The organism is Mycobacterium sp. DL440, assembly GCF_011745145.1.
GTDB lineage: Bacteria > Actinomycetota > Actinomycetes > Mycobacteriales > Mycobacteriaceae > Mycobacterium.
In genome coordinates, this window is the sequence record NZ_CP050191.1 from 5,451,636 (window position 1) to 5,472,372 (window position 20,737).

A 20,737-nucleotide genomic window follows, 5' to 3' on the forward strand; every position below is an offset into this window, starting at 1 on the left:
AGGGAGGCTTGGCCTCTTCGAGCGGACGTCGGGCGTTCCTGCACGCCCGACGTCACGCTACCACTGCAGGGGAATCCCTAGTTGCAGACGGCGCCGACCGCGGCCGACTGGACCAGCTTGGTGTACTTGGCCAGCACGCCGGTCTTGTACTGCGGCGGCAGCGGCTCGAAACCGGCCTTGCGGGCCTCGAACTCAGCCTCGTCGACCAGGATGTCGAGCGTGCCGTTGGCGACATCGAGCCGGATCCGGTCACCATCGTTGACGAACGCGATCGGCCCACCGTCGACGGCTTCGGGGGCGATGTGCCCGACGCACAGGCCCGTCGTCCCACCGGAGAACCGGCCGTCGGTCATCAGCAGCACGTCCTTGCCCAGCCCAGCGCCCTTGATGGCACCGGTGATGGCCAGCATCTCGCGCATACCCGGGCCGCCCTTGGGGCCCTCGTAGCGGATGACCACGACGTCACCGTGCGTGATGGTGCCGTCCTCCAGCGCGTCCAGGGCGGCCCGCTCGCGCTCGAAAACCCGTGCGGTGCCCTCGAAGACGTCGGAATCGAAGCCCGCCGACTTCACCACGGCGCCCTCGGGAGCCAGTGACCCGTGCAGGATCGTGATGCCGCCGGTGGGATGGATCGGGTTGCTCATCGCGCGCAGCACCTTGCCGTCGGGGTCCGGCGGCGCGATGTGGGCGAGGTTCTCGGCCATGGTCTTACCGGTGACGGTCAGGCAATCACCGTGCAGCAGACCGGCATCCAACAGCGCGCGCATGACCACCGGCACGCCGCCGATCTCGTCGACGTCCTTCATCACGTGGCGGCCGAACGGCTTCACGTCAGCCAGGTGCGGAACCTTGTTGCCGATGCGGGTGAAGTCGGCCAGGGTCAGCTCGATCTCGGCCTCCCGGGCGATCGCGAGCAGGTGCAGCACGGCGTTGGTGGACCCGCCGAACGCCATCACGACTGCGATGGCGTTCTCGAAGGCTTCCTTGGTCAGGATGTCGCGGGCGGTGATGCCGCGACGCAGCATCTCGACGACGGCCTCGCCGGACTTGCGGGCGAACTCGCCGCGCCGCTTGTCCACGGCAACCGGAGATGCGCTGCCCGGCAACGACATTCCGAGTGCCTCGGCCGCCGACGCCATGGTGTTGGCGGTGTACATACCACCGCATGCACCCTCACCCGGACAGATCGCACGCTCGATGATGTCGACGTCCTCACGGGACATCAGCCCACGAGCACACGCACCGATCGCCTCGAAGGCGTCGATGATGGTGACTTCTTTCTCGGTGCCGTCGGTGAGCTTGGCGACACCCGGCATGATCGAACCGTTGTAGAAGAAGACGCTTGCCAGGTCCAGGCGGGCCGCGGCCATCAGCATGCCGGGGATCGACTTGTCGCACCCCGCCAGCAGCACGCTGCCGTCCAGGCGCTCGGCCTGCATCACGGTCTCGACACTGTCGGCGATCACCTCACGGCTGACCAACGAGAAGTGCATGCCTTCATGGCCCATCGAGATGCCGTCGGACACCGAGATGGTGCCGAACTCCAGCGGGTAGCCCCCGGCTTCGCGCACACCGTCCTTGACGTCCTGGGCGAGCCGCTGCAGCGACATGTTGCACGGGGTGATCTCGTTCCATGACGACCCGACGCCGATCTGCGGCTTGACCCAGTCGTCGTCGCCCATCCCTACCGCGCGGAGCATTCCGCGGGCTGCGGCCTTCTCCAGGCCGTCGGTGACGTCGCGGCTGCGGGGCTTGATATCGGGCTGGTCGGAGGAAGACATGCAGCCAAGTATGCCCCCGGTTAGTTAGCCACCCAAATTCTTTGCGACGCCCAAGCATCGCAGGTCAGCCAGTCCACTCCGTGGACTTGGTGGTCAGGTCGAGCCCGATGAGGAACCCGATCACGGTGCACACGATCGACAGCAAGGGCCACACCCACAACCAGCGGCGGGTGAAGAAGACCGTGACGACGCTGCCGGCGAATCCGGCGATCAGACCGCCGCCGATCCAGCCGAACGTCGTCGGATATACCAGATCGTCGTACGGGGTCGGGCCGCACGTCGCGTGGCAGGTGTCGGTCGACATCCCGAAGAACAACGACAGCCACGCAGCGGCAGCGGCACCGAGCACAGCCACGATCCACAGCGCGACCGTAAGGATGACGCTGACCACTGTGACCGTGGTGCCGATCGCGGAGGGTCGACCCGCATTCGGCGGCGCGGGATACGCCGGTGGCCCGCCGTACGGACCAGGCCAGGGAGGCTGTGACATCGAGCTCAGCGTATCGGCCCGGCGGCAATCTGTTCCGCGTCATGTCTCCCGGCCAAATGGATATGGATACCCCGGTGGGGTACCGGTATGATGAGGTCATGGACGTGGCTGACAACCCGGGCGCACATGGTTACTCGGCGCAGAAGGAGAACTACGCCAAACGGCTGCGCCGGATCGAAGGTCAGGTCCGGGGCATCGCCAAGATGATCGACGAGGACAAGTACTGCATCGACGTGCTCACCCAGATCAGTGCCGTCAACAGCGCTCTGCAATCCGTGGCGCTCGGTCTGCTCGACGAGCACCTCGGACATTGTGTGACGCAGGCGGTCTCCGAAGGCGGAGACGAGGCGGAGGCCAAGCTGGCCGAGGCATCGGCTGCCATCGCCCGCCTGGTCCGCTCCTGACCATGTTGATCCTCAAGCTCGCACTCGTCGCGTTCCTCGTGGCGGCGGTGGCGTTCATCGTCGTCACAGGCATCCGGCGGTGGCGTAAGGACCCGGGCCTGGTCGACCTGAGCGACGCGTACGCGGCGCGATATGGAGTGCCGATGGCGGGCAACTGGACCCCGCCGGTCGAGGACAACGTCCAGATCGTGGCCGAGGAGCCGTTCGGCGACAACCAGGAACCGCGCTAGCCGCCCAGCGCCTGCTCGATCCGTTCGACCTTCGCAGTGAGCTGCCCGGTGTATCCGGGCCGGATGTCGGCCTTCAACACCAAACTGACTCGCGGGGACACCGCCGCGACGACCTCCACGGCCTGTTTCACCACGGCCATCACCTCGTCCCATTCACCTTCGACGTTCGTGAACATGGCGTTGGTCTCGTTGGGCAGGCCTGAGGCCCGTACCACCCGCACGGCCTCGGCCACCGCGGCGCTGACACTTCCGGTTTCATCCCCGCCCGCGGGGCTGATGCTGAACGCGACAATCACAGTGTCGATTGTGCGCCCGCGTTCGTAACGCTGTGGCGGCCAGAGTGCCGAAATCCCGCCATGGCGCTACGAACGCGGCGGCCGGACCCGTTGGGCACTGCAACCATCGCGCATCCTCTCGGGTCGGCAACCACGCCCGGCAACGTTATGGCACTACCGTGACATTCCAGCATGACCTTCAGCGTCACCGGCGAATCGCTGCCCGCCCACACCAGCCCATGGACACCGCGGGTTGCCACGCAACTCGCCATCCTCGCGGCGGCGGCGTTCATCTACGTCACCGCCGAGATGCTCCCGGTTGGTGCGCTGCCGGCGATCGCCACCGATCTCCAGGTCAGTGAGGGCCTGGTCGCCACGCTGATGGCCAGCTACGCGCTGGTCGCCGCGCTGACCACGGTCGCCCTGGTGCGCCTGACGGCCCGTTGGCCGCGACGACGGACCCTGGTCGCCACGCTGGTCTGCCTGACGGTCTCACAGGTGATCTCGGCGCTCGCACCCAACTTCGCGGTGCTGGCCGGCGGCCGGGTGCTGTGCGCGCTGGCACATGGGCTGATGTGGTCGGTGATCGCGCCGATCGGTGCCCGGTTGGTCCCGGCCAGCCACGCCGGCAGGGCGACCGCCGCGGTCTACGTGGGTACGGGCCTGGCCCTGGTCGTGGGTAATCCGCTGTCCGCGGCGCTCAGCGAGGTGTGGGGCTGGCGGCCTGCGGTGGCGGTGATCGCCGTGACCGCTGCGGTGGTGGCCTTGGCCGCGTGGACGATGCTTCCGCCGCTCGCGCCCGCGTCGGCCGCCGCACAGGCGCCCGGGGCGCCGCGCAGCCACCGGCGCAACCGTCGTCTGCTCGCCCTGTCGATACTCACGCTGATCGGTGTCACGGGCCATTTCATCGCGTTCACCTTCATCGTGGTGATCATCCGGGACGTCGTCGGGATACACGGCCCGCACCTGGCCTGGCTGCTGGCCGGTTTCGGCATTGCCGGTCTGGCTGGGATGGCTGCCATGGCCCGGCCCCTGGACCTGTGGCCGAAGGCCTCGGTGGTGGGCTGTCTGGCCGCACTGGCTGCTGCGCTGCTGACCTTGTCGGTCCTGGCCCTCGAAACGTGGTCCGGGCCGGCCGTGGTGTCGCTCGGTGCGGGCGCGGTGGTGGTCTGGGGCGCGGCGTCCACGGCTTTGCCGCCGATGCTTCAGGCCTCGGCAATGCGCACCGCCCCGGACGATCCCGACGGCGCCTCCGGCCGGTACGTCGCGGCCTTCCAGGTCGGCATCATGGGCGGTGCGCTGATCGGTGGCGGCCTCTACGACCACGGCGGCGCGGCCCCGACCGTCGGCGCCGCCGCTGCCCTGATCATCGTCGCGATGACTGGCGTCACGTTGTCTCGCGGCGTGTTCACAGTTTCCTGCGTGGCCTGCGAGAAGTAACGCAACGAGGCTCACAGTCGATAAAGACCGCAGTTCAGCGCCGTGGAACCGGTCGCTGTCGGGGAATGACGGCTTCTCGCGGCAGTAGCTGGTCGTCGCGCTGTGAGACACTGGAGCAAGTTGTGCTGTCTGGAGGTTACTTATGCCGAAATCGGCAAAACGTCGACTGATCACCGCTTTCATGGCTGCGGGGCTCGCCGGTGGACTGGTGCTCAGCCCATCCGCCTATGCAGACCCCGAGGTGCCGCCGGCACCCGTCGACCCCGTGGTGCCGGGACCCCCGCCGGGTGCGTACATCCCCCCGCCGGCCGACCCAATGGCACCGGCGGCCGCTGCCCCGGATGCCCCCGCGGCAACCGCGCCGATCATCAACTACGGCTCCCCGACGGTTCCGTTCACCGAGGGCACCGCGCCCGGGCAGAACTCCACGCCGTTCACGGGTGAGGCACCGTTCCTGCCGCCGTCGTTCAACCCGGTCAACGGGTCGATGGTCGGTGTCGCCAAGCCCATCTACATCAACTTCCAGCGGCCGATCGCCAACCGGCAGATGGCCCAGGACGCCATCCGGATCACGTCGAACCCGCCGGTGGCGGGCCGCTTCTACTGGGTCACGGACACCCAGCTGCGCTGGCGCCCCCAGGACTTCTGGCCGTCCAACACCGTGGTGAACATCGACGCGGCCGGCACGAAGTCGAGCTTCCGCGTCGGCGACTACCTGGTGGCCACGGTCGACGACAAGGCCCACCAGATGGAGATCCTGCGCAACGGGAAGCTGGAGAAGACCTTCCCGGTGTCGATGGGCAAGCCCGACGGCAAGCATGAGACGAAGAACGGCACCTATTACGTGCTGGAGAAGTTCCCCGACATCATCATGGATTCCTCCACCTACGGTGTGCCCGTGGACTCCAAAGAGGGCTACAAGCTCAAGGTGCAGGACGCCGTCCGCATCGACAACAGCGGCGTATTCGTGCACAGCGCGCCGTGGTCGGTCGCTCAGCAGGGCAAGAGCAACAGCAGCCACGGCTGCATCAACCTCAGCCCCGAGAACGCCAAGTGGTTCTACGACAACTTCGGCAGCGGCGACCCGGTGGTGATCAAGAACACCGGCGGTGGCTGGTACAACACGCCGGATGGTGCATCCGACTGGCAGATGTTCTAACCGCCCTCTGCCGAACAGACGTAAAACTGCCCCTTTTCACGCGAAAAGGGGCAGTTTTACTGGGGGTCCCACCCGCTTGCGGGGGACTACTCGCGGAGCTAACGAACGCGACGCTAGTTCCAGATGCGCACGCGTTGAGCCGGTTCCAGGTACAGCTCGTCGGAATCGGCTACCTCGAACGCCTCGTAGAACGAGTCGATGTTGCGGATGACGCCGTTGCAGCGGAACTCCGGCGGTGAGTGAGGATCCACCGCCAGGCGTCGGATCGCCTCGGCGTCACGGGATTTGGTCCGCCACACCTGCGCCCAGCCGAAGTAGACGCGCTGCACACCGGTGAGCCCGTCGATCACCGGCGCTTCCTGGCCCTTGAGCGACAGCTGATAGGCCAGCAGGGCGATGGACAGACCGCCGAGATCGCCGATGTTCTCCCCGACCGTGAACGCGCCGTTCACGTGATGTGAGGCTTCCAGCGCGCGGGGGGTGAACTGCTCATACTGGTCGATCAAAGCCTTTGTGCGGACCCCGAATTCAGCGCGGTCGGCATCGGTCCACCAGTCCACCAGATTGCCGTCGCCGTCGTACTTGGCGCCCTGGTCGTCGAAACCGTGGCCGATCTCGTGCCCGATCACCGCGCCGATACCGCCGTAGTTGGCGGCGTCGTCGGCTTGGGCATCGAAGAACGGCGGCTGCAGAATCGCTGCGGGAAAGACGATTTCGTTCATCCCCGGGTTGTAGTAAGCGTTGACCGTCTGCGGTGTCATGAACCATTCGTCGCGGTCGACGGCGCTGCCCAGCTTGGCCAGTTCGCGGTCGGAGTTCACCACATGACCACGGTGGTAGTTGCCGTACAGATCGTCACGCTCGACCACCAGCGCCGAGTAGTCCCGCCAGCGCGCCGGGTAGCCGATTTTGGGGGTGAACTTGTCCAGCTTCACCAGCGCCTTGGCCCTGGTCTCCGGCGTCATCCAGTCCAGCTCGTTGATGCTGACCCGGTAGGCCTCGCGCAGGTTGGCCACCAGCTCGTCCATCCGGGCCTTGGCCTCGGGCGGAAAGTGCAGCTGAACGTAGAGCTTGCCCAGGGCATCGCCCATCAGACCCTCCACCAGAGAGACGCCGCGCTTCCAGCGATCGCGGTTCTGCTCGGTGCCGCTCAGGGTGCGGCCGTAGAAGTCGAAGTTCTCGGCCACCAGCTCGTCGGTCAACAGTCCGGCGCGTGAGTGGATGAGGCGCCAGCGTGTCCAGGCCTTCCAGTCCTCGAGGTCCTCGCCCGCCCACAGTGCGGCGAACGCCGTCACGTAGTCAGGCTGACGCAGTACCAGCTCGGAGACCTTCTCGGGGGTGGTGCCGATGGCGCCGAGCCAGCCGGTCCAGTTGAATCCGGGGGCATCGGAGGACAGGTCGGTGAACTTGCGCAGGTTGTAGGTCAGGTCGGCGTCGCGGCGCTTGACCACATCCCAGTGCGCGGCGGCCAGTTTGGACTCCAGCGCGACGATCCGGGCCGCGGTCTCGCCCTGCTCGGCCGCCGTATCCCCGCCATAGACCAACGTGAACATCCGGGCGATGTGGTCCGGGTAGGCGGCCAGGATCTCGGCGTGCTGCTCGTCGCGGTAATACGACTCGTCGGGCAGCCCGAGGCCGGACTGGCTCATGTGCAGCAGATACCGCGTCGAATCCTTGGAATCGGTGTCCACGTACACACCGGCGCCGCCGGACACCCCGGTGCGTTCCAGCCCGCCCAGCACGGCGGCCAGCGCATCGCTGTCGGCAGCACCGTCGATCAGGGCGAGCTCTGCCAGCAGCGGCGCCAGGCCGCGGGTGGCGATGGTCTGCTCGTCCATGAAACTGGCGTACAGATCACCGATGCGCTGCTCGTCGGTGCCTGCCGAGGAATCAGACGAGGCCGCCGCCCCGTCCGATGTCGCCGCCGAAGCGGCTGCGACGATCAGATCGCGGATCTGTTCCTCGGCGCGGTCGTGCAGCAGCCGGAAGGCGCCGTCGGTGGCGCGGTCGGCGGGAATCTCGTAGTCGGTCAACCAACGGCCGTTGACGTGGCCGAAGAGGTCGTCTTGGGGGCGGGACTGCGGGTCGACATGGCTCAGGTCGATACCCGACTTGATCGCTTCTACCGTCACCCCGACATTCTTCCAGAAGGCTGCGGGTGCGCTGGGACGGTTTGGCTGCCGGTACCCTCACGGCCATGCCTGAGGCGCCGAGCAAGGACAACACCGACGAGCATTCCGGCGGTGCGATCACCGGCTTCGGCTTCGCATCGGCGGTGGCGGGACTGATCGCGGTTGTCGCGGTGGTCCTGGCGGTCATGGTGTGGTCTGGCCACCGCAGTGAGTCCGATGAGCGCGCGTACCAGACTCGGGTGCTGCGGACTGCGGCCGACTGGACCAGTGTCCTGATCAACATCAACAAGGACTCTGTCGATGCCGGTATGCAGAAGCTGCACGAGGGCACCGTCGGTCAGCTCAATGCCGACTTCGACGCCGCCGTGCAGCCCTACCGCGATCTGGTGCAGCGGCTGCAGGCCCGCACCACCGGCCAGATCGATTCGGTGGCCATCGAATCGCTGTACCACCCGCCGCCAGGCCCTGACGGGCGCCCGGTGCCTGCGCCCAAGGCGGAGCTGGCCGGGATGGTGTCGCGAACCGACACCGTGCTCGTGGTGGCCACTTCGGTCAGCGAGAATGCCGGTACCGACAAGCCCCAGACGGTGCGCTGGAACCTGCGGCTGGACGTCTCCGACGTCGACGGCAACCTGATGGTCTCGCGCCTGGAGCCGATCCGATGAGGAACCGGTTGCGTGTCCTGGCGTTCGACATCGGCGCCCCGCTGGCTGCGATCGCGGCGCTGGTGTACATCGGCCTGGCGCTGTCCTGGCCGCTGTGGTGGGTCTCGCTGTGCTCGGTGCTGTGCCTGCTGATCGTGCAGGGCGTCGTCGTCGACATCGTGCTGGCCCGTCGCGACGGTGTGACAGTGGGCACCGACGACGATGCCCCCGGACTGCGGCTCGCGGTCGCCGGCGTGGCCGCCGCCGCCGTGGTGGCCGCGGTGACGGTGGGTTACCTGCGCTGGACGGTGCCCGACCGCACTTTCAACAACGACCGCGACGAGGTGGTGCGCATCGCCAGCAGCGTCTCGGAGGCCACCGCCACCTTCAGCCCGCAGAGCCCGACCGCCTCCATAGACCGAGCCACCGCCATGATGTCGCCGGATCAGGCCGGGCAGTTCAAGAATGAATTCGCCAATGTGGCAAAGGAATTGACCAACAAGAACGTGTCAGCGACCGCTTCCACGATCTCGGCCGGGGTGGAGGCGCTGGGACCGCAGGTGGCCAGTGTCGCAGTGGTCATGCGCGGAACGCAGAGCGCGCCGGGCAAACCCACCGACAACGCGGTCCTGGCGTTGCGGGTCGCCTTGAGCAAGACCGACGGTCGCTGGCTCGTCGACAACGTGACCCCGCTGCACTCCCGCTGACGCGGCGCCTCGCCGAGGCGGGGGCTACTTGGCCGAACGCTGTGAGGAGAGCTTGGCGAACCGATCCGAGAGCCGTTGCATGCGCAGGAGCAGCGAGGCCGGTGGGCTGATGGTGCCTTCCAAATAGTCGGCGAAGGACTCGTTGGATATCCCGATGCGCGAGGCGAACTCGGGCGCTTGTAGTTCGGAGCGGCGCAGCATGGCCTGGATCTGCTGGGCCACCTCGGTGCGCTCGGTGGCCTCCAGGTGCTCACGGGTACGCACCAGGACTTCCGACAGCGCCTTGGACACCCCGTACGGCCGGGCGGTCTGCAGCACTTCTTCGACCTGACGGGCGGTCCGGCCGTAGGGGTCACGCTTGATCGCGGCGACAATGCGCTGCCAGACCGCCATGTCGTCGGTCTCCAGGGCCGCACGGATCGCCGCGGTCGGCCAGTACTCGACCGGCCGGTCGTCGAAGGTGGGTTGACGCTGCGGCGGCGCGGCCTGGCCCTGACGCGGTTGTCGTGGCTGTGCCGGCTGCTGCGAGCGCTGTACCGGTGTGCGTGGTGTCTGCGTTCCTTGCCCCTGTGTGCGCTGTCCCTTGGAGTCCTGCCCAGGAGTGCGTTGCTCCTGTGTCCGTTGTACCTGTGCGGGCGCGTTCTGGGAGCGTTGTGCCGAACTGCGTTGCCCGGAAGTGCGTGACGCCGTATCGCGGGGTGTCGTCGTGCGCTGAGTCGAGGCGGCGCGCTGAGCGGATGTAGGCCGCGGAGTCGACGCGGGCCGTTGGGCGTTGGCCCGTGGGGTGGTGGTAGTGCGCTGGGTCGACGAGCGCTGCCCGGCGGTGCGTTGGACCTGAGGTCCCTGGGGACGCCGACCGGACGATTGAGCCGGCTGAACCTCGTCACGGCGCGCACTCCGCGCATCCCTCGGTTCCCGGACGTCGGGGGCCAACGTCACTTCGCCTCCTCCAGCATCGCTACCGCAACTGACAGGCAGCGCTGCCTGACCTTCTCCCATTCGGCAGCTGCATCCGGGGCCGACATCGCGAACTCGTGTTCATCGGACGGCTGCGGGTCAGCCAGCCGCCGCACCAGCTGCGTGGCCACCCATCTGCTCTTCGGGTTCTGCCCACAGTAATACCGGTCCATGCCCGACAACACCAGAGCTGCAGTCTCGGTTTCCATCGACTCGACAAGATCAGCAAACTCTTCAAAGTCTTTGGTGCTGTTGCGGCACATGACCAGATAACTCTTCAGCCGCAGCGTTTCGGCGCCCGTCGGGATCTGCAGCCGATCACCGGTCGGCAGTTGCACGTTGGTGGTCTCGACCGGGCCGAGGCGTTCCATCGGAGCCCGCTGCGCCTCGGCCTCGGCCTCCAGCGCGTCCACAGCTACCGAAAGCCTGCCCCGCCACATCGTCACCGGGTGCACCCCGGGGCAGCGTTTCGGGCCGCCCGGCCGCCGCGCCGCGAGCCGCGCGGACGATTTGCTGCAGCCGCTGAACGCCAGCGGATCGGTGACGATGATCGTCTGTGGGGCAAGATGTTTCATCCGGGCCGCGGTTCGGACCATCATGCGCAGGTCTGATCCGCTCGGACCCAGCGCGGAGATGTCGTCGGGGATGATCACCAGATCGGTGACCTCGATCTTGGGCAACGGCTTCTCGAAGTCCACCTCGGGCAACACCCGGTCCAGCCAGTGCGGCAGCCACCAGTTCCATTCGTCGAACATGGCCATCAGGGCGGGCACGAGGATCAGCCGGACCACGGTCGCGTCGACGGCGATGGCCACCGCGCAGGCCACACCGAGCTGGGCCACCAGCGGCATGCCGGCAAAAGCGAACCCGATGAACACCGCGATCATGATCAACGCGGCGCTGGTGATGGTGCGCGCGCTGGTGCTGACTCCGTAGGCAACCGCGTCGCGGGTGTTGTTGGTCTGTAGGAACCGTTCCCGAATCCGGGTGAGCAAAAAGATCTCGTAGTCCATCGACAGGCCGAAGGTCATTGCCAGGACCAACGGCGGAACGGTGCTGTCGAGCGAGCTGATCTTCTCGAATCCCAACTCCTCGAACCAGCCCCACTGGAAGACGACCACCAGGCTGCCGTAGGCCGCGGCCACCGACAGCACCGTCATCAGCACACCCTTGAGCGCCAGGAATACCGACCGGATCGACACCAACAGCATCACGAAGGCGATCAGCGCGACGAACAGGAACACCAGCGGCTGGGTGCTGGACACCCGATCGTCGAAGTCCTTGATCAGGGCGGTCGGGCCGCCGACGTCGACACGTGCGTTCCCCCCGGCCGCCGCGGGCAGGTTGTCCCGCATCCAGTCGATGGCCTCGCGGGCAGCCAGGTCTTCTGGGTCCACCGACAGCACGGCAGACAGCAGCGCGCTGGTGTTGTTGTCGGCGAACACGGGCGGCTGGACGTTCACCACATGCGGTGTCCTGGTCATCTCCTGGCGGACCGCGTCGATCGTGGCGGTGCCTTTGGATGAGGATGCGCCGTCGTCCCCGGGGAACGTCACCAGTACCCGCACCGGGCCCAGCGCACCGGGGCCCAACGCATCGGCGGCGGCGTTGACCCCGCCGCGGATCTCGTGAGTGGGCTCGAACTGGCGCTGCATGCTGTTGCCCAGCACCATGCCGAACGCCGGTGCCGCCAGGATCAGCAACAGGATCGTCGCACCGACAGCCGAGGCCCACGGACGACGCATGACCGCGCCGGTCCACCGGGTCCAGAAACGCGACTGGGTGGCCTCGGCGCGCCTCGACCAGTGCAGATAGGAGGATCGCTTGGCTGCGGCATTCCCGAACGTCGCGAGCACCGCCGGGGTCAGCGTGGTGGAGGTCAGCACCGCGACTGCGACGGCCAGGATCGCGCCGGTCGCCATCGACACCAGGACGGGGGTGTTGATGATGTAGATGCCGGTGACCGAGGCGATCACCGTGAGTCCCGACAGCGTCACCGCCAGGCCGGAGGTGGCCATCGCCGCGTCGACCGCATCGGACGGATCACGCCCGGCGCGCAGCTCTTCGCGGTACCGCATCAGGATGAACAGGGAGTAGTCGATGGCCAGGGCGATGCCGAACATCGACACCGTCGAGGTGACGAACACGCTCATCTGCGTATACATCGACAGCAGATAGACCAGGCCCATGGTCACCACGACTGTGCAGATGCCGAGCACCAGCGGCAGCGCCGCCGCGGCCAGCGAGCCGAACACAGCCAGCAGCACGATCAACACGATCGGCAGGTTCCACTTCTCGGCTGCGGCGATGTCGTGCTTGGTGGCCTGGGTGGCGGCTGCACCGAGGGCGCCCTGCCCGATGACGTAGAACTTGACCTTGCCGTTCTCGCTCTCACCAGGGTCGTCGCCGTGCACCCCGATCTTTTGGCGCAGCTGCTTGGCCACGTCCACCGCGCCGGTGTTGTTGAAGTCCAGCTGCAATGTGATGACGTACGGCCGGTCCGGCTGCGGGGCCGGCTGTTGCGGATTCGGCACCATCTTGACGCTGGGGACCTGGCCGGCGATCTTCTCCAGCGTGGCCACCGCGGCGTTCATGTCCTCGAACGAGGCATCTGCGCGCGGAGAGGCGATCAGGGCAAGCGGGGACGCGCCCTGATCCGGGAAATGTTGCTCGAGCTGCCGCTGGACGTGGAGCGACTGTGAACCTTCAACGTCGAAACCGCCGCCGGTCAGATTGGACGACTGGTTGATCGCGAGGTAGATCGAGGGCACCAGAAGCAACAACCATGTCGCGAAAACCGCCCAGCGGAATCTGCGCAGATAGCTGCTCAAGCGCATCATGAACTGCTGGATGCGACGTCCCCGCTTTCTCCCCCCACCATGGCTGGGCGTGTCCTGGCTTGTGTCAGCGAGAGCGTACCTCCACCGGTGTAGGGTGGCCCGCTCTCTTCCGGTTCTGAGATCGCCCTGAGACTTCTCACAGCAATATCCACAGCCGACCTCCGTAGCGTTACATCACTGTCGCTAACGGAACGGCGCCGTCGGGCGACATAGCCAAGGACGACCCCGGCTGACGTGTGCGCCGGGGCCCACGCTGAAGGAGTTCTCCATGCAACCGACCAACGGTGGATTGCGCCGCTCGCTGGCGGTCGCCTTCGCGGCGACTGCGGCGGGCGGTGCGACGGTGGCCGCGCTCATGGTCCCGTCCGCCACGGCCGCGACCGATCCGTGTGCGGCCAGTGAGGTCGCCCGCACCGCCGGGGGTGTAGCCACCAACATCGGCAACTATCTGGACACGCATCCGCAGACCAACCAGGCCCTGACCACGATCAGTCAGCAGCAGGGTGGAGCCCAGTCGATCGTGGCCCTCAAGACCTACTTCGATGCCAACCCGCAAGCCGCCAAGGACATCCAGCAGTTGCAGCAGCCCCTGACCGCCCTGGGCACGCGCTGCAAGCTGCCGGTCACCCTGCCGCAGCTGATGGGCCTGGTGCAGGCCACGCAGTCGCCGGGCGGGACGACCACCGGTTTGCCGGGAACGCTGCCCTCGGCGCAGAACGTCGGGGTGCCCAGCGTCGCGGCGCCGGCGCAATCCTCACCGGCCTCGGCTGCGAGACCGGGCTCCGGTCCGCTTCCGGGTCCCGCCGCGGCCTCGGCGCGCTGAGTCCGCCGCCGTCGCGTCGCGGCGGTGACACCGCTGAACTGCGGGTTCACGAGCCGGCGCGGCGGTTTGCGCACAAGGCAGGAAAGTCGTCACGGATTCTGCTTAGCTTTCTTGAGCCGATAACCGTTTGGGGTTACGGCCTTCCCCATTCGATGAAGGAGCTTGACCATGTTGCTCTCGGCCCGAAATGCGCGGCGCGTGGTAGCTGGCGTGGCCGGCGCCGGCGCGGTAGCCGGTGCGATGCTGTTCGGCGCCATCCCGTCGGCGCTTGCCGACGACCCGGCGAACAACCCTCCCAACTGCAGCGCAGCCGATCTGGCCGGCGTGGCTTCGGGCGTGTCGGCATCGACCTCGGCGTACCTGTTCACCCATCCCGATGTGAACAACTTCTTCACCAGCCTGGAAGGCCTACCGCGCGAAGACGTCCGCACCAAGGTGCACGACTACCTGGAAGCAAACCCGCAGACCAAGGCCGAGCTGACCGGTATCCGCCAGCCGCTGGTAGACCTGAAGAACCGCTGCGGCGAAGCTCCGGCTCCCTCCATCCCGTAACCGAATGCGGGTGGAAGCTACCCCCGCCAGCGGCGAAGGACACGTGACACCCGAGAGCGTGAACCGCACGGTGCTGATGGTCGACGACGACCCGGATGTGCGTACTTCGGTTGCCCGCGGATTGCGGCATTCGGGGTTCGACGTCCGGGTCGCGGCGTCCGGCAAGGAGGCACTGCGCCTGCTGTCGAATGAGTCGCACGACGCGCTTGTTCTCGACGTCCAGATGCCGGAACTCGACGGCGTCGCCGTGGTCACCGCCCTGCGGGCATTGGGCAACGAGATACCCATCTGCGTGCTGTCGGCGCGTGACACGGTCAACGACCGCATCGCGGGACTGGAAGCCGGCGCGGACGACTACCTGACGAAACCGTTCGACCTCGGCGAACTCGTGGCACGCCTCAACGCATTGTTGCGCCGGGCCAGCCACACCGACCATCCGTCGGACACCATGACCGTCGGGACGCTGACCATCGACACCGCTCGCCGGTTGGTGTTCGTCGGCGGGGACCGCGTCGACCTGACCAAGCGGGAATTCGACCTGCTGGCCGTGTTGGCGGAGAACACCGGTGTGGTGTTGTCCCGGCAGCGGCTCCTCGAGCTGGTCTGGGGATACGACTTCGACGTGGACACCAATGTGGCTGACGTCTTCATCTCGTATCTGCGGCGCAAGCTCGAGCGACCCGACGTGCCCCGGGTGATCCATACCGTCCGGGGGATCGGGTACGTCCTGCGGGAAGATGCGTGATGGCTTCCGTGAGAAACCAGGGATAGGTGCGAGCCTTCGGCTTCATCCGTTCCGCGTCGTTGCGCACCAGGGTCGCGGTGGCCGCGGCGCTGGCCGCAGCGGCAGTGGTCGCAGTGTTCACCATCCTGACCTCGGTGGTGTTGGCCAACAACGACTCTGCGCAGTTGGATCGCAGGCTCGATTCGATTGTTGATGCGAGCATCAACCCCGAGCATCTCCAGGATCCGACGCGCGGCGTGTTGACCACGGGTCGGTCGCGTTCGACGGGGCAGGTGGTGTTCCAGCGGGGCTTCCAGTTGCCTGCGCTGCCGCCGGGCACCGAGACCGTCGACGTCAACGGCGTCGACTACCGGGTCCGCACTGTTCACGTGGACCAGCACGGCGGCGTGCTGATGTCCATCGGTATCCGCGCGGACAGTATTTTGTTGAGCCCCAACAGGATTCCGCTGTATAGCGTGTTCGGTGTGGCGACGGTGTTGGTGGCAGGCGGTCTGGGCTGGCTGTTGGCCGGGCCGGCCATCCGGCCGCTGCGCAAGCTCACCGAGCACACCTCGAAACTGGACAGTGGCACCGACACGATGCCGAAGGTGCGCGGCGTGCGGGAGGCCGAGGACCTGTCCGAGGCGATGGCAGGCATGCTCACCCGCCTGGCCGCTGCGCAGCGCGCCACCACCAATTCCCTTCAGGCCGCACAGGATTTCGCCGCCAACGCCGCGCATGAACTGCGTACCCCACTGACTGCGATGCGTGCGGATCTGGACACCCTGCGCATCCACAACCTGCCCGAATCCGAACGGGACGAGGTGGTCGCCGACCTGTCCCGCGCGCAGCGCCGGGTGGAGGCCATCATCACCGCGCTGGGCCAACTCGCCTCAGGGCAACTGGCCCAGGCCGAGGACCGCGAACTGATGGACATCACGGACCTGCTCGACCGGGTGGTCAGGGAGAACACCCGTGCCGGCGGGACCATCCGCATCGACGTGCACGTGGCCGATGACGTCGGGCTGGTGCTGGGCTGGCCCGGTGGGCTACGCATCGCGGTGGACAACCTGGTGCGCAACGCGGTCGTCCACGGCGAGGCCACCCGGATCGTGCTGACCGCCCACCGCAGCGAGCAGTTCCTGATCATCACCGTCGACGACAACGGGCGCGGACTACCGGTCGAGGAGCATCGGACCGTGCTGGGCCGGTTCCGTCGGGGCAGCACCGCGATGGCGGGCGGCTCCGGACTGGGCTTGGCGCTGGTGGCGCAGCAGGCCCTGTTGCACGGCGGTGAGATCACGTTGTCCGACGGGCCGCTCGGCGGTTTGCGGGCCACGTTGACCTTGGCCACGTCGGCCTCACCGACAGGGGATGCGGCTCAGGCAGATTGACGGCGCCGCGCTCAGGCTGATTGCGTGCGCCCGCGCACTCAGGCTGATTTCGCGCGCCCGCGCGCGGCGGCGAGCACGGCGCGCCAGCCCAAGAGCAGCACGGCGGTGGTCAGCGAGGCGACCACGATGAAGCTGACGGCCACTCCCGCCGAGGTCAGTTTTCTCAGCACGATGCCCACCACCACCGTGCTGATCCACACCACGACCCCGGTAGGGGCCAACGACGTCGGACGCTGCCAGCCTCGCGACAGCAACCAGCCCACCACGGTTCCTGTCAGGAACGGCCACGCGGTCTCGGCGACCCCGGCCACGGTCAGTCCCTCGGCGTGGCTGCGCCGTCCGATCGTGCAGAACACCACCACACAGATCAGGTCGCCCAGGAAGGCGGCGGAGCCGCTCCGGCGGCGACATTCGGCCGGCGCGCTAGCTCGTCGCATAGGTCATCACATCCAATACCAGTGGGCTGACGTCGGTTTGGTCGCGTTCGGCGAAGCCCGGTTGCCGTGCGGCCGGTTTCCCGTCGAAGAGTGCGTCGGCGGCGCTCAGCGACGTGAGCCGGGAATCCAGCCGGAACGATTTGAAGGTAAATGGTAAACCATTGGATGCCAAAGGATCCGGGCCGTCCATCACGTGGAAGTGCAGGTGTGGTGCATCGGAGTTGCCGGAGTTGCCCAGGGCTCCGATGACCTGACCGGTGCTGAGTTTGTCCCCAGGCTTGACCCTGAGACTGTTCGGCTGCAGGTGCGCGTAGAAGGCGTAGTTGCCGTCACCGATGTCCTGCACGATGTGGTTGCCGCCGTACTGCTGAAGAGCGAGACCCTTCGGCGTAACACCGGGGATCTGCTCGTTCAGGCCGTCGAGCACCGCCACCACCGGTCCGTCGGCGACTGCGTGGATCTCGGAGCCGAAGTACGGGTAGCTGGCGACCTTGGCCCGGTCGCCCGCGAATATCCGGCCATCGGCGCCGAGCTGTACATAGTCGATCGCGAATCGCTCTGCCGCCCAGATCTTTCCGTTGATCGGGTTGAGTGCCATGCGGTGCGGTGTCATATCGCAGCAACTGTTGGCGTCCACCCAGTTGTCGCCGGTCAGGGGCGGGGAGATGGACACCGGCTTACGGGTCTGGACCGACACCGGTGCCAAGGGCTCGGTCAGGGTCGGCGGGACGAGCGGCGGCATCGGCTTGGCCACGGTGATCCCGAGTTCATGGGTGAGTTCTCCTGGCACCTGCGTCGGATCGTCGGCGATCACGTCCAGCCACACGTAGGCGCTCTGTCCGGGGCCGATCACGTTGGTTCCGACAGCGGAATTGCCCACTGCCCTGGTCCAGTATTTGAGGCTGTCCCCGGACAGGGTGAGCAGCTTGCGGTCACCGGTTGCGGTGCTCAGCGAGTTGAGGGTGACCACGCCCGGTGAGGTGTTGGTCAGCATCAACTCGTACACCAGGTGGGTGCGGCCATCGGTGGCCGCCACCGGTATCGGTTCGGCCAGAACCGATCCCACCACCGGCGTGACCACCGGTGGCGGGGTGGTGGTAGTGGTCGATTCCGACTGCGGAGTCTGCGCCGCCGAGCATCCCGCCAAGGTCAGCGTGAGCACTGCGATCGCGAACCGGATTCGCATGGACGTCTCCTAGCGCTCGGGATTCAGGATTCAGGATTCGGGGCCGGGGTGTCTGGATCGATGTCCTTCTCCGTGCGGAACATGAAGAAGAACACCACCCACCCGATCGTCGAGATGAAGATCCAGCTGACCAGCCGGTAGATCAGCATCGCCGAGATGGCCGAGGCCAGTGTCATTCCCGAGGACACCAGCCCGGGTACCAGCACCGCCTCCACCACCAGCAGACCGCCCGGCATCAATGGGATCGCCCCCACCGCCCTGGCCGCGGCGTAGGCGACGGTGACTCCGGCCAGCGACGGATGGCCGCCTGCGGCATAGCAGGCGAAGGCCAGGCAGGCCACGTCGGCGACCCAGTTGAACATCGACCAGCTGAAGGCCACCGCGAGGTCCCGGCGACCCAGGCTGACCGACTCCAGTTGTTGCAGGATTTCGCGCCACTTGGCCAGTCCGGCGTCCAAGGGCTTGCCGCGCAACGAGTTCACCCACGACAACACCTTGGCGCCGATTCCGTCGATCAGTTCCGGTCTGGTGGCCACGGCCTGGGCGAGCAGGATGATCGCCAGGAACGCGCCGAGCGAAAAGATCAGCGACAGTGGGTTTTTGCTGGCGCCCAGCATGAGCGCCCCGCCGAGGCCCAACAATGCCAGGCCCACGATCTGCAGCACCCCTGACATCACCAGCTGCCACGAGGCCACCAGCGGCGAGGCACCCCAGATGCGTTGTTGGCGGTAGACGAATGTCGCCGAGAGCACCGGGCCGCCGGGCATGGTGGTGGACAGCGCGTTGCCGGCGTAGAACGCGGCCTCCGAACGCCATTGCTTGACGGGCACTCCAGCCGAGCGCAGCAGTGTCCGCTGGATCTGGGCAAAGCTGTGCATCGAGGCCATCGCGGTGCCCACTGCCGCCAGCACCCACCATCCATTCGCGGTGAGCAGGCTGCGCCAGGCCTTCGCCAACTGGTCCCAGACCAGGGTCACCTCGACGGCGAGCACCGTGACCGCGAGTGCGATGATCGCCCATCGCACCCACCAGTACTTGCCGCGCGTGGAGCCGGCCCGGTCCCGGGCTGTGTCGGCCGGCGCGTCCTGTGACACGCCCTACAGGGTAACCGCGCAGGTCGCGACGACATCACCGGTTGCGGCGGCGCGCCGCATTAGGCTACCGACATGTCACCCGATCCTGTTGCTGATGAGGCCGTCACGCCGTTCGTCCGCAAGGTTGCTGCCTGGTCATGGCGACTCCTGGTCATCCTTGGGGCCATCCTGGCATTGCTGTGGCTGATCAAACACCTTGAGTTGATCGTGGTGCCGGTGGCGCTGGCCACCATGGTCGCCGCGTTGCTGCTGCCCGCCGTCGACTTCATGGACCGCCGCGGTGCTCCGCGTGGTGCCGCCGTCGCCCTGGTGTTGCTCGCCAGTTTCGCGGTGGTGGGCGGCATCCTGAGCTTCGTCATCTCTCAATTCGTCGAGGGTGCACCGCAACTCGTCGAACAGGTGACCCGAAGCATCGACGGGCTGCGCAACTGGCTGATCAACGGCCCGCTGCAGCTGAGCAAGGAGCAGATCGACCAGGCCGGCAATACCGCGATCGAGGCGCTGCAGCGCAACCAGGAGAAGCTCACCACCGGGGCGTTGTCCACCGCGGGCACCCTCACCGAGCTGCTCACCGGCGCGCTGTTGGTGCTGTTCACGCTGATCTTCCTGCTGCAGGGCGGGCGCAGCATCTTCGCGTTTGTCACCAAGGTGTTTCCGACCCATGTGCGTGACCGGGTCCAGGACGCCGGGCGGGCCGGTTTCCACTCGTTGGGCGGCTACATGCGTGCCACGTTCCTCGTGGCCCTGGTCGATGCGGTCGGCATCGGTACCGGCCTGGCGATCATGGGCATCCCGCTGGCGCTGCCACTGGCGTCGCTGGTGTTCATGGGCGCCTTCATCCCGCTGGTCGGTGCGGTGGTCGCCGGATTCGTGGCGGTGGTGGTGGCGCTGCTGGCCAAGGGGTTTGTCTACGCCCTGATCACCCTCGGACTGATCATCGCCGTGCAGCAGCTCGAAGGCCATGTGCTGCAACCACTGGTGATGGGCCGTGCGGTGTCGATCCACCCGCTGGCGGTGGTGTTGGCCATCGCGGGCGGTGGTGTGCTGGCCGGCATCGTCGGTGCCCTGCTCGCGGTGCCCACCGTGGCGTTCATCAACAGCGCGACGCGGGTTCTGCTGTCCGCGGACCCGGACGCCGAGAAGGCGCGACAGGAGGACGCCGAGGGCGTGCTCATCGAAGCCACGCCCGACGACCTACCTGCGCAGGATCCGGAACGTTAACCGAGGTTCAGAGCCGGCCTTCGCGGCGCAGCAGATCCTGTGCGCTCATCCCGCCGCCGCGGCGCGGGGGTTCGTCGTCGCGCGGGTTGAACTTCTGGGTCGACGGATCCTGATCACGTTGGCGTGACGGCGGATTCGGGCCGGGACCCGGTGCCGGACGCTGCGCGTTGAATGCCGTCGTCGGCGCACTATCACCACCACCGCCAGCTGGCGCTGCCCCTTATACACATCTGACGCTGCCGACGAA

Annotated in this window: 19 protein-coding genes and 1 pseudogene; 11 read left to right on the plus strand and 9 right to left on the minus strand. The window is 67.0% G+C overall.

The window, feature by feature from the left end; all coding sequences use genetic code 11:
* Window positions 1-77: 77 nt before the first annotated feature.
* Window positions 78-1,781, minus strand: coding sequence for a dihydroxy-acid dehydratase (ilvD, locus tag HBE63_RS26600; RefSeq protein ID WP_166907696.1), 1,704 nt, complete (start codon window positions 1,779-1,781; stop codon window positions 78-80).
* A 64-nt stretch (window positions 1,782-1,845) separates the two neighbouring features.
* Complete coding sequence (locus HBE63_RS26605; RefSeq protein ID WP_166907698.1) at window positions 1,846-2,271, minus strand: hypothetical protein; 426 nt, start codon at window positions 2,269-2,271, stop codon at window positions 1,846-1,848.
* A gap of 98 nt (window positions 2,272-2,369) precedes the next feature.
* On the opposite strand from HBE63_RS26605, the gene HBE63_RS26610 reads away from it, so the two are divergent.
* Both HBE63_RS26610 and HBE63_RS26615 read left to right on the plus strand, forming a co-directional pair.
* Window positions 2,370-2,675, plus strand: coding sequence for a metal-sensitive transcriptional regulator (locus tag HBE63_RS26610; RefSeq protein WP_166907700.1), 306 nt, complete (start codon window positions 2,370-2,372; stop codon window positions 2,673-2,675).
* 2 nt (window positions 2,676-2,677) lie between these two features.
* Window positions 2,678-2,905, plus strand: a complete 228-nt coding sequence (locus HBE63_RS26615) for a hypothetical protein (RefSeq protein WP_166907702.1) — start codon at window positions 2,678-2,680, stop codon at window positions 2,903-2,905.
* Here the strand turns inward: HBE63_RS26615 and HBE63_RS26620 are convergent.
* Window positions 2,902-3,201, minus strand: coding sequence for an MTH1187 family thiamine-binding protein (locus HBE63_RS26620; RefSeq protein WP_166907703.1), 300 nt, complete (start codon window positions 3,199-3,201; stop codon window positions 2,902-2,904). The genes HBE63_RS26615 and HBE63_RS26620 overlap by 4 nt on opposite strands.
* Before the next feature lie 171 nt (window positions 3,202-3,372).
* Here HBE63_RS26620 and HBE63_RS26625 point away from each other — a divergent pair, with 171 nt between their 5' ends.
* Together HBE63_RS26625 and HBE63_RS26630 are read left to right on the plus strand one after the other, a co-directional pair.
* A complete protein-coding gene (locus tag HBE63_RS26625) occupies window positions 3,373-4,620 on the plus strand; it encodes an MFS transporter (RefSeq protein WP_166907705.1) in 1,248 nt (415 codons plus the stop codon).
* A gap of 142 nt (window positions 4,621-4,762) precedes the next feature.
* Complete coding sequence (locus tag HBE63_RS26630; RefSeq protein WP_166907707.1) at window positions 4,763-5,779, plus strand: L,D-transpeptidase family protein; 1,017 nt, start codon at window positions 4,763-4,765, stop codon at window positions 5,777-5,779.
* Window positions 5,780-5,892: 113 nt separating this feature from the next.
* Here HBE63_RS26630 and HBE63_RS26635 read toward each other — a convergent pair whose 3' ends face one another.
* On the minus strand, window positions 5,893-7,911 hold the full coding sequence (locus tag HBE63_RS26635) for a M13 family metallopeptidase (protein WP_166907709.1): 2,019 nt from the start codon (window positions 7,909-7,911) through the stop codon (window positions 5,893-5,895).
* A 65-nt stretch (window positions 7,912-7,976) separates the two neighbouring features.
* On the opposite strand from HBE63_RS26635, the gene HBE63_RS26640 reads away from it, so the two are divergent.
* Both HBE63_RS26640 and HBE63_RS26645 read left to right on the plus strand, forming a co-directional pair.
* A complete protein-coding gene (locus HBE63_RS26640) occupies window positions 7,977-8,576 on the plus strand; it encodes a hypothetical protein (protein WP_166907711.1) in 600 nt (199 codons plus the stop codon).
* Window positions 8,573-9,262, plus strand: a complete 690-nt coding sequence (locus HBE63_RS26645) for a hypothetical protein (protein WP_166907713.1) — start codon at window positions 8,573-8,575, stop codon at window positions 9,260-9,262. Before HBE63_RS26640 ends, HBE63_RS26645 begins: the two co-directional genes overlap by 4 nt.
* A 24-nt stretch (window positions 9,263-9,286) precedes the next feature.
* Here the strand turns inward: HBE63_RS26645 and HBE63_RS26650 are convergent.
* Window positions 9,287-9,748, minus strand: a pseudogene (locus HBE63_RS26650) (hypothetical protein); the annotation flags it as partial.
* Window positions 9,749-10,197: 449 nt separating this feature from the next.
* Window positions 10,198-13,059 (minus strand): MMPL family transporter, encoded by a 2,862-nt coding sequence (locus HBE63_RS26655; protein WP_166907715.1) that lies wholly within the window; start codon window positions 13,057-13,059, stop codon window positions 10,198-10,200.
* Between the two features lie 268 nt (window positions 13,060-13,327).
* Between HBE63_RS26655 and HBE63_RS26660 the strand changes: the two genes are divergently transcribed.
* The 4 genes from HBE63_RS26660 (at window position 13,328) to HBE63_RS26675 (ending at window position 16,552) form a co-directional block, all read left to right on the plus strand.
* Entirely contained in the window at window positions 13,328-13,882 is a 555-nt protein-coding gene (locus HBE63_RS26660) for a hemophore (protein ID WP_166907716.1), read from the plus strand.
* Window positions 13,883-14,050: 168 nt separating this feature from the next.
* Complete coding sequence (locus tag HBE63_RS26665) at window positions 14,051-14,434, plus strand: heme-binding protein (protein WP_166907718.1); 384 nt, start codon at window positions 14,051-14,053, stop codon at window positions 14,432-14,434.
* Window positions 14,435-14,438: 4 nt separating this feature from the next.
* Window positions 14,439-15,179, plus strand: a complete 741-nt coding sequence (locus tag HBE63_RS26670; protein WP_305848713.1) for a response regulator transcription factor — start codon at window positions 14,439-14,441, stop codon at window positions 15,177-15,179.
* 26 nt (window positions 15,180-15,205) lie between these two features.
* A complete protein-coding gene (locus HBE63_RS26675) occupies window positions 15,206-16,552 on the plus strand; it encodes a HAMP domain-containing sensor histidine kinase (protein WP_166907720.1) in 1,347 nt (448 codons plus the stop codon).
* A 38-nt stretch (window positions 16,553-16,590) separates the two neighbouring features.
* On the opposite strand, the gene HBE63_RS26680 is transcribed toward HBE63_RS26675, so the two are convergent.
* Genes HBE63_RS26680 through HBE63_RS26690 form a run of 3 tightly spaced genes read right to left on the minus strand, consistent with a single transcriptional unit; the run spans window position 16,591 to window position 19,269 of the window.
* Complete coding sequence (locus HBE63_RS26680) at window positions 16,591-16,989, minus strand: DUF3054 domain-containing protein (protein ID WP_208301219.1); 399 nt, start codon at window positions 16,987-16,989, stop codon at window positions 16,591-16,593.
* Complete coding sequence (locus tag HBE63_RS26685) at window positions 16,976-18,175, minus strand: M23 family metallopeptidase (RefSeq protein ID WP_166907722.1); 1,200 nt, start codon at window positions 18,173-18,175, stop codon at window positions 16,976-16,978. Before HBE63_RS26685 ends, HBE63_RS26680 begins: the two co-directional genes overlap by 14 nt.
* 23 nt (window positions 18,176-18,198) lie before the next feature.
* Window positions 18,199-19,269 (minus strand): YbhN family protein, encoded by a 1,071-nt coding sequence (locus HBE63_RS26690; RefSeq protein WP_166907724.1) that lies wholly within the window; start codon window positions 19,267-19,269, stop codon window positions 18,199-18,201.
* Between the two features lie 72 nt (window positions 19,270-19,341).
* Here HBE63_RS26690 and HBE63_RS26695 point away from each other — a divergent pair, with 72 nt between their 5' ends.
* Window positions 19,342-20,490: an AI-2E family transporter gene (locus tag HBE63_RS26695; protein WP_166907726.1), complete on the plus strand. Its 1,149-nt coding sequence runs from the start codon at window positions 19,342-19,344 to the stop codon at window positions 20,488-20,490.
* Window positions 20,491-20,737: the final 247 nt, after the last annotated feature.